This is a genomic window from Nitrospinota bacterium (assembly GCA_029881495.1).
Lineage (GTDB): Bacteria > Nitrospinota_A > UBA7883 > JACRGQ01 > JACRGQ01 > JAOUMJ01.
This window is the reverse complement of record JAOUMJ010000016.1, coordinates 12,020-24,837: the sequence shown is the minus strand read 5'-3', so window position 1 is coordinate 24,837 and position 12,818 is coordinate 12,020. Positions and strand designations below refer to the sequence as shown.

The following is a 12,818-nucleotide window of genomic DNA, read 5'->3' as shown; positions in this document are numbered from 1 at the left end:
TTTCTCTTCAACTTTCGGCTAATTTTCGGTAAATAAAACAAGCACTTCGTTAAAAAATAATGTTGACGTATTCCTGCGCGTATGTAAAAATGTGTCGCAATGTGGTCTATTGTGACAGGAAGTGTGAAGCATGTTTTTTGGTAATTATCCGGGGACGCTAGACGAAAAGGGGCGGGTGCATATACCTTCCATCCTCGGAAAAGAGCTGGGGGACGATGACCAGATGGTTGTAGCGCGATGGGGCGAATGTTTGGCCGCTTTTCCGATGCCGTTCTTCGAAGAGATGGCGAAAAGTTTAAGGGAAGAGGCGAAGCTATCGAAGGATCCAGCGAAAGTGCGCAAGGCACGCAACATTTTCGCAGGCTCTTTCGCGGGGACGTTCAAGAGCGGGAAGCTCCTCATCCCGCAGGAGATACGCACCACGTTCGAACTTGAAAAGAAATTGCAGATAGTCGGCATGGACAACAAGATAGAGATTTGGAACCAGTCGACATGGCTGGAGCAGGAGGCGCCCGAAGACGGTTCCTCACTGCGGGACGACCTGGATGAATTTGGGCTGCTGTGAACGATGGGCATGTTCATCGGCCAGTTTTATTAAAAGAAGTTGTTGAGTTTTTAATTCCCCGGGCTGGGGGATTGTATGTTGACTGCACTCTGGGTGGCGCGGGCCATGCCGGGGAGATACTGAAAGTTGGAGGCGGAAACGCCCGGTTGATCGGAATCGACCGGGACGAAGCGGCGCTGGAGCGCGCAAAGGCTTTGTTAAAGGGCTATGGGGGTAACGTCGAGTTGCATTACGGCCGGTATGAAGATCTATCGGGCATCATTGGGGACAGGAATGTCGACGGCATTCTGTTCGACCTCGGGGTATCCTCGTTCATGCTCGACGACCCGTCGCGCGGATTTTCATTCGACAAGGACGGTCCACTCGACATGAGGATGGACAGGGGGCAATCGCTAACCGCCCATGAAATAGTAAACAGCTGGGAGAGGCGCGACCTCGCCCACATTTTCCGCAAGTACGGAGAGGAGCCGTTCGCCGGAAAGGTAGCCGCCAGAATAGATCGTGAAAGAGCCATCGCCCCTATCGAGACCACACTCCAGCTTGCCCGGATAGTTTCCGAATCGCTCCCATACAAAAAATCAAAAGTACACCCGGCCACGAAGATATTTCAGGCTCTCCGCATAGCAGTCAACGGCGAGCTTGAAGAGCTGGGCCAGGCGCTCCTCCACGGTATCGACCGACTCAGCCCGGGCGGGAGAATAGCCGTTATCTCCTTCCACTCCCTTGAGGACAGGATAGTGAAACAGACATTCGCCCGGCTCGCCAAAGGGTGCGACTGCCCCCCGTCGCTCCCCCAGTGCGTCTGCGGCAAAAAGCCTATCGTGAAGATGGTGACAAGAAAGCCGGTCACTGCGGACGATAGCGAGATCGGAATGAACCCCCGCGCCAGAAGCGCGAAACTCCGCGTAGCGGAGAGGGTAGCGGTATGACATATTCGTTTGCTCGTGAGAAGTCGAAGCTGAACCACAGGGAGAAGATGTATTACACGGGCGGGGTTCTTCTCCTGCTGTACAGCATTCTTATTTACACATACCCCTCCATCCACATGCTCCAGAAGAATTACATGAAGGAGCGCGTGAACGCGGAGATAGGAAGGATGCTTGAGGAGCAGAACAGACTGAGACTTGAATATGAACTGATAATTACGAATGAAGAGATGGAAGTTATCGCCCGGCGGTACGGGTTGTCGGAACCGCGCGAGGGGCAGATTATTTACGTGAAGAAGGAACGATGAGCAGAAAAGAGAGCGCAGAGAAGGAGATAAAGTTCAAGCGTTTCAGGCTTGGGCTTGTAGGCTTCTTTATGGTCTGTGCCGCGGTGTCGGTTATCGCAAGGCTTTATTACATCCAGATAAATCAGCACGAACGGTATGCGAGCTACTCCAAGAGCCAGTATTTCCAGACGGTCCAGCTGAACCAGACGAGAGGAAAGATACTCGACAAGAACGGGACGCCGCTGGCGCTGACAATTCCCATGAGGTCGGTGTTCGCGCATCCTTTGCAGATAGAGAACCGGGAAAAGACAGCCGGGGTTTTGGCGGAAGAGCTCGGGCTGGATGCTGATAGCGTTTTAAAGCTTATAAGCAAAAAGAAGAATTTTGTCTGGGTACAGAGAAAGATTACGGATGAGCAGTATGCCTCGCTGAAGGAGAAAGATCTGAAAGGTGTTTCTTTCCTTGAGGAGGACAAAAGGTTTTACCCCTATAAGAACATCGGGGCGAGAGTGATAGGCTTCTGCGGAATCGATAACCAGGGTCTGGCCGGGATCGAGTATGAATATGAAAAGTTGCTGGCTGGTGAGAAGGCTCTCTTTGTCGCAAACAAGGACGCTCTCGGCCGCGTATACGGTTACGCAGATGGGCGCGACCCGAATGACCGGTTTGAAGTGGTGACTACTATCGACGTACGTATCCAGCAGGCCGCCGAAAAGGTGGTAAGGGAGGCATTCGAGGAGTACCAGGCAAAGGCCGCCATAGCGATAGTCATGTCGGCAAAGAGTGGTGAGATCCTCGCGATGGCGGAACAGCCGGAATTCAATCCCAATAATTTTGCCGATTATCCGACAAGCAGTTTCAAATCGCTGTCGGTTACCCAGAGCTACGAGCCGGGCTCGACGTTCAAGGTATTCCTGGCAGCAGCCGCTCTCGATTCCGGCGTTGCCAAACCTGAGGACAAGTTCGATTGCGGGAACGGCTCCATCAAAGTCGGTGAAAATGTAATCAGCGAAGCGATGGGGCACAGTTTCGGCGAGTTGTCATTTTCGGACGTCATTGTGAAGTCGTCGAATATCGGTTCCATTAAGATCGCACGGCTCCTCGGTGAGCGGCGTTTCTATCATTACATCAGGAAATTCGGTTTCGGAAGCCGCACGGAGGTTGACCTTCCGGGGGAGACATCGGGCCTGTTGCAGGATTACCGTGAGTGGTCGAGTCTTTCCCTGCCGTCAATCTCATTCGGGCAGGAGATTACAGCGACACCGATCCAGCTGGTATCGGCGCTTTCGGTAATAGGAAACGGCGGGATGTATGTGAAACCGCATATCGTCCGCAAGGTTACACGGAACGGCAAGGTGGAATGGGAATTCAAATCGCCAACCCCAAGGCGGATTATCTCGCGAGAAGCAGCTTTAGGGACGATGAAGATACTGGAGCTGGCGGTAAGGGAAGGGACCGGTGAAGACGCCTACGCCCCTGGGTATGAGCTTGCGGGGAAGACAGGGACGGCGCAGAAATTCGACAGAACATTGAAACGCTATTCAAAGGATAAGCACCTTGCTTCGTTCATGGCGCTCTTTCCCGCGGAAGATCCGATGCTCTCGATACTGGTCATGGTGGACGAACCTGCGGGCGCCGGATGGGGCGGCAAAGTGGCGGCTCCGATGGCAAAGGATATCGCCATTGAGACCGCGAGAATATTGGATATCCCTTCATCGCTTGATACCAGGTATGTCGTCAACTGGACGGATCTTGAAGAAAAATATTTCAAGGATGAAAAAGAAAAAGGGACAGACAAGCCAAGAGGCCTTGTTGAAAAGTTCTTGGCGGCAGATTTTTCGGGAATGCTTGAGGGATGATGATGACGGAAGGGGTAATGGCATCCGAACTGTTTAACGGGATTTCACTCAATCTGGGGGACATACGCGTAAGTTCCATTGAATACGATTCAAGGCAGGTTGTGAAGGATAGCTGTTTCGTGGCAGTGAAAGGTTTTACGGTAGACGGACACGACTTCATCAAAGACGCGATTTCAAAAGGGGCTTCGCTGATAGTCCTCGAAAGGAAGCCGGATTTTGAAACTGACGTTCCGGTAGTTGTAGTTCCAGATTCTCGCAGGGAACTGGCAAAACTTTCCGACAGATTTTACGGGCACCCTTCGGGGAAACTTGGATTGATCGGGATAACGGGGACAAACGGCAAAACCACTGTTTCATACCTGGTTGAAAGGATGTTGCAGGAGGCTGGACACAGCGTCTCCCGTTTCGGAACGATCGAATACCATTTTCCTGACAAGACACTAGGCTCCCCCAACACAACTCCGGAGTCGGCTGACTTGCAAAAGCTTTTGGCACAGTCAGCCGACTACCGGAATCCTCGGTGTGTTCTTGAGGTCAGCTCTCACGGTCTTGCTCTTGGACGGCTTAAAGAAACGTCGTTCAAGGGTGGAGTGTTTATGAACCTCACGCAGGATCATCTCGATTTTCACCCGGACATGAATGACTATGAAAACGCGAAAAGAAAACTCTTTACCGAATTCAAGCCGGAGTATTCGGTAATTAATGTTGATGATGCAGTCGGTAAAAAGTGGGTGAGCGAAGGGTTGCCGGGCAAAGTGATCACTTTCGGATTTTCGGAAAACGCTGATATCAGGGTGGTGGAAAGAAAAGGGGGATGGGAAGGTTCTCTCCTTACCCTCGCTACTCCAGATGGCGAATATTCGATAAAGACAAGCCTCCCTGGAAAACATAACGTATATAACGTGCTTGCTACCATCGGAGTAGGGGTAGCGGAAAAATTCAGCCAGAGCGTGATATCAAAAGCAGTTTCGTCGGTTAAAAAGATCCCAGGGAGATTCGAGCTGGTTGAGGCCGGCCAGAAGTTCGCCGTGGTAGTCGATTACGCGCATACGGATAACGCTTTAGCGAACCTTTTGCAGACCGCGAGGGAGCTTACGACAGGGAGGGTGATCTGTCTCTTCGGATGTGGAGGGGATCGCGATCACGGCAAGCGCAAATTAATGGGAGCCGTAGCGGACAAACTAGCTGACATAGTGATAGTAACGTCCGATAACCCGCGGACGGAAGAGCCCGGGAAAATAATAGAGGAGATCCTCACCGGAATAGAAAGTCCTGCAAGCGAAAGGGTGCGCGTTATCGAATCAAGGAGAAAAGCGATAAGGGACGCGATAGAGCTTGCCGAGCAGGGGGACTGCGTGCTCATCGCCGGAAAAGGGCATGAAACCTACCAGATCATTGGTAAAAAGAAATTCGATTTTGACGACAGGCTCATTGCGGCTGATGTCTTGAAAGGGGTCGGCAAGCCATGATGTACGAACTCCTTTATCCATTGCACGAGCAATATCAGATATTCAACGTGTTCAGGTATATCACTTTCAGGACCACATACGCTGTAATAACCGCCGTACTGCTCTCATTTCTGCTTGGTCCTTTGCTGATAGGGTGGCTGAAAAGAAAAGAGCTCGGCGAAAGGATCCGGGAAGACGCCCCCGCGCATCATAATGTAAAGGCCGGAACACCGACAATGGGGGGATTGCTGATCATCATCTCTTCGGTCATTCCTTGCCTCCTTTGGATGAACTACTCGAACCGGTTCATGTGGGCCGCTCTCCTGGCAATCGTGCTGTTCGGAATGTTGGGAGCATATGACGATTTGATCAAGATGAGGCATGGCAACGGATTGTCGGCGAAAAAATATTTTTTACTGCAGGTGCTAGCCTGTGTTCCAGTGCTATGGATCATATCAGGCGACGCAAGCTATAACGGAATGTTTACCAATCTATACATCCCGTTTTTCAAGAATCTGCAGCCTGATCTATCGTGGGGATACTATGTCTTCGCCATACTTGTGATAGTAGGTTCGTCAAACGCAGTGAATCTTACGGACGGCCTAGACGGGCTTGCTATCGGGCCGATAATCATAGCGTTTTCATCATATCTGGTCATTACATACGTCTCCGGTCATGCCGGATTCGCAGAATACCTGCAGATACCGTTTATCAAGGGGGCCGGCGAGCTTGCGGTACTTTGCGGAGCGGTAGTGGGTGCGTCGCTTGGATTCCTTTGGTACAACGCATATCCTGCGCAGATATTCATGGGGAACACCGGTTCCGTTTCGATGGGCGCGCTTTTAGGGACGATAGCGGTAATGACGAAGAACGAGATCATTCTGATACTGGTCGGCGGGATATTTGTGGTTGAAGCGCTGTCGGTGATCATCCAGGTCGTTTATTACAAGGCGACGAGGAAACGGGTATTCCTTATGGCCCCACTGCATCATCATTTTGAGAAGAAGGGGTGGGCGGAACCGAAGGTGATAATCAGGTTCTGGATCATCGCCATCCTTCTCGCGTTGATCTCTTTAAGCACTTTGAAACTGAGGTAATTGTGGAAATACTTGTTGTAGGTTTGGGAAAAAGCGGGATCGCGGTTGCAAACTATCTTGCCGATAAAAATCACACGGTAACTATTACCGACAACAAGACGGAAAAGGAGCTTACTGATAGCATCGCTTTGCTGGACAAAAGCGTCTCCGTTTCAGTTGGCGGTTTCGCCTCCGTTATGAAATCCGAGTACGATCTTGTGGTAACCTCGCCCGGTGTTCCATGGGAAGGTGATGTCCTCTCGTATTTCAGGGAAGCCGGAGTTACGGTTATAAGCGAAATAGAACTTGCATTCACGGAATACAAGAGGGATTGGATAGCGATTACCGGGACAAACGGAAAAAGCACTACGACCATGCTGGTGGGTGAAATGCTCAAGAGAGGCGGCAAGGAAGCCATCGTCTGCGGCAACATCGGTAATCCGGTGATCGGTGAAGAGGGGCTTTCCATTTTCGGAACAAACGTCGTAGCCGAGATCAGCTCTTTTCAGCTTGAAGGGGCGGTCACATTCGCGCCAAAGGTATCGGCAATTCTGAATATTACACCGGATCATCTCGACAGGCACAAGACGCTTGAAAGATATGTGGAGTTGAAAAAGAGGGTATTTGCCAGGCAGACATCCGCCGATTTTTGCGTGCTGAACATGGATGATGTGACCACGGCATCGCTGTCCGGTGAAATACCATCCCGCCTTTTCGGTTTTTCATGCGAGAAAAAAATGAAGGATGGCGTTTACGTTTCCGGAGAAAAAATGATCCTGTCGGATAAAGGGCGGGAAACGGAAATATGCAAAACATCGGAGATAAAATTGATAGGTAAAAGCGGCATCGAGAACGGCGCCGCCGCATCGGCAATCGCTTACTGCGCGGGCGTTGATATCGAAGCTGTAAGGGAAGCGCTTTTCACTTTCAAGGGGCTCCCTCACAGAATGGAGCTGGTTGGAGAATATCGGGGCGTCAGGTATATCAACGACTCAAAGGCTACTAACGTCAATGCGGCATTGAAGGGGGTTGAAGGTATGGAAGAAGGCGTCTGCGTAATTCTTGGTGGACGCGACAAGGCCGGTGATTTCGCACCGCTTGCTGATCTCATTCGCAAAAAAAATGGGCACGTTGTGCTCATAGGGGAAGCGGCTGAAAAGATAGCCAAATCGTTCGGCGATTATAAAAAAGTAGTCAATGCGTCATCAATGGCGGAGGCGGTAAAAAAGGGTGCTGAACTTGTAGGTGCTGGAAGCGTTCTGCTTTCACCAGCGTGTGCGAGCTTTGATATGTTCCGAAATTTCGAGGATAGAGGCGACAAGTTTCGCGAGGCCGTGGAAAAAATAGTTTCGAATAACGAGGTGGCGCATGCCTAAAAGAAGAGAAATAGATTATAAGATCCTGTTTTCGGTTGTCACCCTGGTTATCATCGGCATTGCGATGGTTTATTCCGCAAGCGGTACGATAGCGGGGTTCCGGTATGGAGACCCGTCGTTTTTTATAAAGAGGCATCTCCTCTGGGTGCTGATAGGCTCTGCGGGAATGTTTGTGGCGATGCGAGTCGACTATAGGAACCTTAGGAAACTTGCGCCGGTATTTTATCTGGTTTCCATTGCAATGCTGGTTATCGTATTCATTCCCCAGTTCAGCAGGGAGGTAGGCGGCGCGAGAAGATGGTTAAGCTTCGGATTCGTTTCATTTCAGCCTGCGGAGTTCGCAAAGCTGGCGCTGATAATATTTTTCTCGGCGTTCCTCGTAAAAAAAGAGGAGGAGGGGAAGCTGAAGGATTTTGTGACAGGTTACATGCCGAGCGCAATAGCGCTTGGAGTTGGATTCCTTCTCATATTAAAACAGCCGGATCTTGGAACATCACTCATCCTTGCGCTTGTGATATTTTCGCTCTTTTTCGTTTCGGGGATCAAGACTTCATACATTATCGGGACATTTCTTTCGCTTCTCCCGTTCCTTTACGTCGCGATACTAAGCGTTGAATACAGGCGGAAGCGCATTCTCGCCTTCCTGGATCCATGGGCCGATCCTTCCGACAGCGGTTTCCAGATAATTCAATCGTATATCGCGCTGGGGAATGGGCACATTTTTGGGCTGGGGCTAGGTGACAGCATGCAGAAAAATTTCTACCTCCCTGATGCGCATACCGACTTTATATTCTCGATTATCGGGGAAGAGTCGGGATTGATAGGATGCCTTGTGGTCATAGCCCTTTTTTCGATAATCATTTACAGGGGGCTGAAGGTTGCTTTCAGGGCGCCGGATTCGTTCGGCATGTACCTTGCCACAGGGATCACACTGAGCATCGGTATCCAGGCGATAGTTAACATGTGCGTTACCACAGGCTTGCTACCTACGAAAGGCCTCCCTCTCCCGTTCATTTCGGTAGGAGGATCGGCGCTTGTCATGTGGATGATCAGCACGGGAATTTTGTTGAATGTATCAGAACACACAACTTGAAAGGGGTCGGCGTGAGGATTGTTGTTTCCACCGGAGGAACCGGAGGACATATATATCCAATGTTGACCGTAGCTGAGGAACTTAAAGGAATGAATCACGCGATACTATTTTCCGGCGGTCTTTACGGTCCGGAAAAGGAATTGGCAAAGAAGGCCGGTTTCGAATTCTTCGGTGTAAACATAAAAGGATTCGACAGAAAGGATTTATTCAAATCGCTAACCGCTCTGTTCCTCCTGCCGCTTGCGGTTCTGAAAGCGATGAAGATGCTCAACACGTTCAGGCCGAACGCCGTGATAGGCGCGGGAGGGTACGCTTCCGCTCCAACGGCGATAGCCGCGATACTGAAAAAAATTCCGCTCTTTCTTATCGAGCAGAATGTCTATCCCGGGCTGGTAACCAGAAAACTTTCGCTGAAGGCGAGGAAAGTGTTTACATCGTTTGAGAAAAGCGCTCAATGGCTGAAAGGTGCAAATGTCGTAATCTCCGGAAATCCAGTGAGAAAAGGTTTCTCTTTTGGCGATAACAACCGGTTCTCAAAAGGGGAAAAGGTTCTCATCGTCATGGGGGGGTCTCAGGGGGCCCGCTCGATAAACAATGCTGTCGTGGAAGCGCTCCCGCTGATAAAGGATATCGGGTGCACGATCTATCATCAGACCGGAAAGCTTGATTTCGAATCGGTGAAAAGTTCGTATGAAAAGATATTTCCCAGTGCGCATGTTCAGCCCTATTTTGAAAACATTGCGGAAATCATGAGTAAAGGGAGCCTCGCTCTCTGTCGGGCCGGCGCGTCGACATGCGCCGAGCTGACGCTCTCAGGTTTGCCTTCAATACTCGTCCCGTATCCGGGAGCAGGTGGGCATCAAAAGCTGAACGCGTTATCTCTCTCCGATGAAGGCGCCGCAATCTATCTTGATAACGCCGAACTTTCCGGAGAGTCGGTCTCCTCGAAAATAAGGGAACTGATCACTGATGCGAAGAAACTTGAATTAATGTCGGCGAACGCAAGGGAACTGGCAAAGCCTTTCGCGGGTGAGACCATCGCGCGAGGGATATGCGAAGCACTGGAGGGAACATGGGGCTGAATAAACCTCGGATAATTCATTTTGTTGGAATAGGCGGTTCCGGCATGAGCGGGATAGCGGAGATACTTTTGAATCTGGGACACAAAGTGCAGGGTTCGGATATCACCCGCTCGGATGTTATCTACAGGCTTGAAAAACTCGGAGCTAAAATATTTATAGGGCACGCCTCCGAAAATGTAGGCGACGCGGAGGTTCTAGTGGTTTCCTCCGCTGTTCAGCCGGACAACCCTGAGGTGGTTACCGCCATCGGGAAGAGGATACCAGTAATCCCGCGCGCAGAGATGCTCGCTGAACTGATGCGAATGAAAGAGGGGATAGCCGTGGCAGGTGCGCATGGCAAAACCACGACATCCACTCTTGTAGCCGCGATACTTGTTGAAGCGGGCCTTGATCCAACTGTCGTTATAGGCGGGAGGGTGAAGCGTTTTGAATCGGGCGCAAAGCTCGGCAGGGGCGAATATCTTGTAGCGGAAGCGGATGAATCGGACGGTTCCTTTTTGCATCTTGCGCCGATAGTCGCTGTAGTGACGAACATTGATGCCGAGCATCTCGACTACTACGGCACAGAAAAGAAGCTTCACGAAGCTTTCATGGAGTTTTGCAACAATGTTCCGTTTTTCGGGGCTACCATTGCGAACGGAGACGATCCAGTATTGAGTTCCTTTGCGCCCCGGATGAACAAACGGTTCATCACGTTCGGATTTTCAGAGGATTGTGATCTCTCGGCTACAGATTACGCACAGGATGGATTGAGAAGCAGTTACACCTTGGTAAAAGACGGAAGGCCGATGGGAAAGGTTCAGCTGAATCTTACCGGTAGGCATAACGTATTGAACTCCCTGGCTGCGATACAGACGGGATTGCTACTTGAGATCGATTTTGAAACTATCAAGAAAGCGTTGAACGACTTTTCCGGTATCGCCAGACGTCTTGAGGTTAAAGGTGAAAAGAACGGTGTGAAGGTAATCGATGATTATGGCCACCATCCGAATGAAATAAAAGCGACACTGAAGGGATTGCGAGGAGCGTTCAGCGATAGAAGATTAGTAACTCTTTTTCAGCCTCACAGATATACGAGAACACGGGATTGCCTGAACGGTTTTACGGAATCGTTTTCTGACACGGACGTGTTGGCAGTTCTTCCGATATACGCCGCCAGCGAAAAGCCTATACAGGGAATAAGTTCGAATCTGATATCCGATGGTGCGATCGCAAATGGGCATAAGAACGTGCACCTGCTGGAGTCGGTCGATGATTCCGTAGAGTGGCTGAATAAAAACCTTAAGAAAGGTGACATATTATTAACGCTTGGAGCGGGAAACGTCTTCCTCCAGGGAGAGAAGTATCTGGAAAATGAAAACAATTCGAAAAAATGAACCGATTAAAAACCACACGTCCATCAGGATTGGGGGTAACGCAGGTCTGTTTTTTATTCCAGACAGCGAAGAGGAAGTTGCTGCCCTGTTTGATGAAAACAACAATGCGCTTCTGCTTGGCGGCGGAACAAACATGCTTGTTTCGGATGAAGGGGTACCGGTAGTGATATCCATGAAAGGGATGTGCGAGTTTGAATCGACTCAGTTGGAGGACGGGGCTGTGGAAGTGACTGTGGGTAGCGGATATGGATTTACCGCGCTTGCAAGAAAAGTTTCCCGGCTTGGATTGAAAGGGATGGAATTTGCTTTCGGCATACCCGGCACAGTGGGTGGCGCGGTAGTGATGAACGCGGGGGCCAACGGGAAAGAAGTGAAAGATGTATTGTCCAGGGTGCGGCTCCTTGTAAACAACAGATATGAAACGGTTGACGCAAAAGACCTCTCTCTCTCTTACAGGGAGAGTTCTTTGCCAAAAGGAGCGGTGATTATTGCGGCTTCATTCGTGCTGGAGAGAGGTATTGAAAAAGAGATAAAGGAAACGATGATGGCCTTGTACGAAAAAAGAAAGAACAGCCAGCCTTTGAACTACCCTTCGGCAGGCTCTATCTTTAAAAATCCTCCGGGCGAATATGCGGGAAAGATTATTGAAGAACTTGGCTTCAAGGGAGAAAAAGTTGGCGACGCGATGGTCAGTGAAAAGCATGCCAATTTCATTATCAATCTAGGCAACGCGACCGCCGCTCAGGTAATGGAGTTGATAAGGAAAGTCGAAACGACGGTCAAGGAAAAGAGGGGGATATCCCTTCAGCGCGAAATAATAACGGCAGGAAATATATGATGCGGACATTGGTGAAAAACAAGATCCGGACTGACAGGATCTCAGAATTGCCAAAATACAAGAGCGCCCTTGGTTCTCAAAGAGTGCATCTGGCTGCGGCAAAACAGGAGGGGCCGGGAATTTTCGGGAAATTCCTTATGCAGCTGGTTCTCTTTACTGTCACGGCTTTGATATTGACAGCTTGTTATCATGTGGCGGTTACGCACCCGGTATTTATTATCAAGAAAGTGAAAGTAATCGGAAACGAGATGATAGCAGTCAGCGACATTCTCGGCAAAGCCGCAGGGAGTCTGCGAGGCAATATCTTTATGACCGATCTTGATGCCGTCTCCGAGATCATCCTGCAAAACCCGTGGCTCGAATCGGTTTCGTTCGAAAAGGAACTCCCGTCGACATTGGCCGTTACAGTGGCAGTAAGGAAAGCGGAAGCTGTAATAGTTGCAGGGGAGGAAAAATACCTGGTGAGCAGGGACGGAATAATTTTAGGGAAGGCATCCGATTCGGACGGATTTCTCATGGTAACGGGATTTAGCGGCGGTTTTCGTCCGGGCGACGTGATCGATAGGGCGGAATTCGACGACGCCTTTGCAATCAAGAACCTTTTTAACAGGGAAAATGTATTTCATGATCAGATAGTTGAGGTTGACATAGGCAATCCCGACAGGCTGAAAGCGGTGACAGGCAAGGACAGAATATTCATTTCATTTCCTTCAAAGAGGGAAGAATGGAAGGAAAAATTTCTTGAGTATCTTGCTGTCAGGAAAATTTTGGCTTCAAGGGGCGAAACAGCAAAGGCGATAGATCTTTCATTTAAAAATCAGGTTGTGGTTGTCCGTGGCGGACAGGAAAACGAACCGCTTCGGAAAGAGAAAAACAATTTTACATTGTGAGG

Annotated in this window: 12 protein-coding genes; all 12 read left to right on the top strand. The window is 50.0% G+C overall.

The window, feature by feature from the left end:
• The first annotated feature begins 130 nt into the window (after window positions 1-130).
• The 12 genes from OEY64_08300 to OEY64_08245 are packed head-to-tail and all read left to right on the top strand — an operon-like array spanning window position 131 to window position 12,816.
• Entirely contained in the window at window positions 131-565 is a 435-nt protein-coding gene (locus tag OEY64_08300) for a hypothetical protein (GenBank protein MDH5542950.1), read from the top strand.
• Window positions 562-1,494, top strand: a complete 933-nt coding sequence (gene rsmH, locus OEY64_08295) for a 16S rRNA (cytosine(1402)-N(4))-methyltransferase RsmH (protein MDH5542949.1) — start codon at window positions 562-564, stop codon at window positions 1,492-1,494. The genes OEY64_08300 and rsmH overlap by 4 nt, the downstream gene beginning before the upstream one ends.
• A complete protein-coding gene (locus OEY64_08290; protein ID MDH5542948.1) occupies window positions 1,491-1,799 on the top strand; it encodes a hypothetical protein in 309 nt (102 codons plus the stop codon). Before rsmH ends, OEY64_08290 begins: the two co-directional genes overlap by 4 nt.
• Window positions 1,796-3,637 (top strand): penicillin-binding protein 2, encoded by a 1,842-nt coding sequence (locus OEY64_08285; protein MDH5542947.1) that lies wholly within the window; start codon window positions 1,796-1,798, stop codon window positions 3,635-3,637. The genes OEY64_08290 and OEY64_08285 overlap by 4 nt, the downstream gene beginning before the upstream one ends.
• Window positions 3,638-3,654: 17 nt before the next feature.
• Window positions 3,655-5,106, top strand: a complete 1,452-nt coding sequence (locus tag OEY64_08280; protein MDH5542946.1) for a UDP-N-acetylmuramoyl-L-alanyl-D-glutamate--2,6-diaminopimelate ligase — start codon at window positions 3,655-3,657, stop codon at window positions 5,104-5,106.
• Complete coding sequence (gene mraY, locus OEY64_08275; GenBank protein MDH5542945.1) at window positions 5,103-6,182, top strand: phospho-N-acetylmuramoyl-pentapeptide-transferase; 1,080 nt, start codon at window positions 5,103-5,105, stop codon at window positions 6,180-6,182. The genes OEY64_08280 and mraY overlap by 4 nt, the downstream gene beginning before the upstream one ends.
• A 2-nt stretch (window positions 6,183-6,184) precedes the next feature.
• On the top strand, window positions 6,185-7,537 hold the full coding sequence (murD, locus tag OEY64_08270) for a UDP-N-acetylmuramoyl-L-alanine--D-glutamate ligase (GenBank protein MDH5542944.1): 1,353 nt from the start codon (window positions 6,185-6,187) through the stop codon (window positions 7,535-7,537).
• A complete protein-coding gene (gene ftsW / locus OEY64_08265) occupies window positions 7,530-8,630 on the top strand; it encodes a putative lipid II flippase FtsW (GenBank protein ID MDH5542943.1) in 1,101 nt (366 codons plus the stop codon). Before murD ends, ftsW begins: the two co-directional genes overlap by 8 nt.
• 11 nt (window positions 8,631-8,641) lie before the next feature.
• Window positions 8,642-9,712, top strand: a complete 1,071-nt coding sequence (gene murG / locus OEY64_08260; protein MDH5542942.1) for an undecaprenyldiphospho-muramoylpentapeptide beta-N-acetylglucosaminyltransferase — start codon at window positions 8,642-8,644, stop codon at window positions 9,710-9,712.
• On the top strand, window positions 9,703-11,088 hold the full coding sequence (murC, locus tag OEY64_08255; protein ID MDH5542941.1) for a UDP-N-acetylmuramate--L-alanine ligase: 1,386 nt from the start codon (window positions 9,703-9,705) through the stop codon (window positions 11,086-11,088). The genes murG and murC overlap by 10 nt, the downstream gene beginning before the upstream one ends.
• Window positions 11,066-11,926, top strand: coding sequence for a UDP-N-acetylmuramate dehydrogenase (gene murB / locus OEY64_08250; GenBank protein MDH5542940.1), 861 nt, complete (start codon window positions 11,066-11,068; stop codon window positions 11,924-11,926). Before murC ends, murB begins: the two co-directional genes overlap by 23 nt.
• Window positions 11,923-12,816 carry an FtsQ-type POTRA domain-containing protein gene (locus OEY64_08245; GenBank protein MDH5542939.1) on the top strand — a complete coding sequence of 298 codons (894 nt, stop codon included), beginning with the start codon at window positions 11,923-11,925 and terminating at the stop codon, window positions 12,814-12,816. Before murB ends, OEY64_08245 begins: the two co-directional genes overlap by 4 nt.
• Window positions 12,817-12,818: the final 2 nt, after the last annotated feature.

Coding starts and splice junctions, on each gene's coding strand:
- OEY64_08300 (MDH5542950.1), top strand. CDS start 131: ATGTTTTTTGGTAATTATCCGGGGACGCTAGACGAAAAGGGGCGGGTG.
- OEY64_08290 (MDH5542948.1), top strand. CDS start 1,491: ATGACATATTCGTTTGCTCGTGAGAAGTCGAAGCTGAACCACAGGGAG.
- OEY64_08285 (MDH5542947.1), top strand. CDS start 1,796: ATGAGCAGAAAAGAGAGCGCAGAGAAGGAGATAAAGTTCAAGCGTTTC.
- OEY64_08280 (MDH5542946.1), top strand. CDS start 3,655: ATGGCATCCGAACTGTTTAACGGGATTTCACTCAATCTGGGGGACATA.
- mraY (MDH5542945.1), top strand. CDS start 5,103: ATGATGTACGAACTCCTTTATCCATTGCACGAGCAATATCAGATATTC.
- ftsW (MDH5542943.1), top strand. CDS start 7,530: ATGCCTAAAAGAAGAGAAATAGATTATAAGATCCTGTTTTCGGTTGTC.
- murC (MDH5542941.1), top strand. CDS start 9,703: ATGGGGCTGAATAAACCTCGGATAATTCATTTTGTTGGAATAGGCGGT.
- murB (MDH5542940.1), top strand. CDS start 11,066: ATGAAAACAATTCGAAAAAATGAACCGATTAAAAACCACACGTCCATC.
- OEY64_08245 (MDH5542939.1), top strand. CDS start 11,923: ATGATGCGGACATTGGTGAAAAACAAGATCCGGACTGACAGGATCTCA.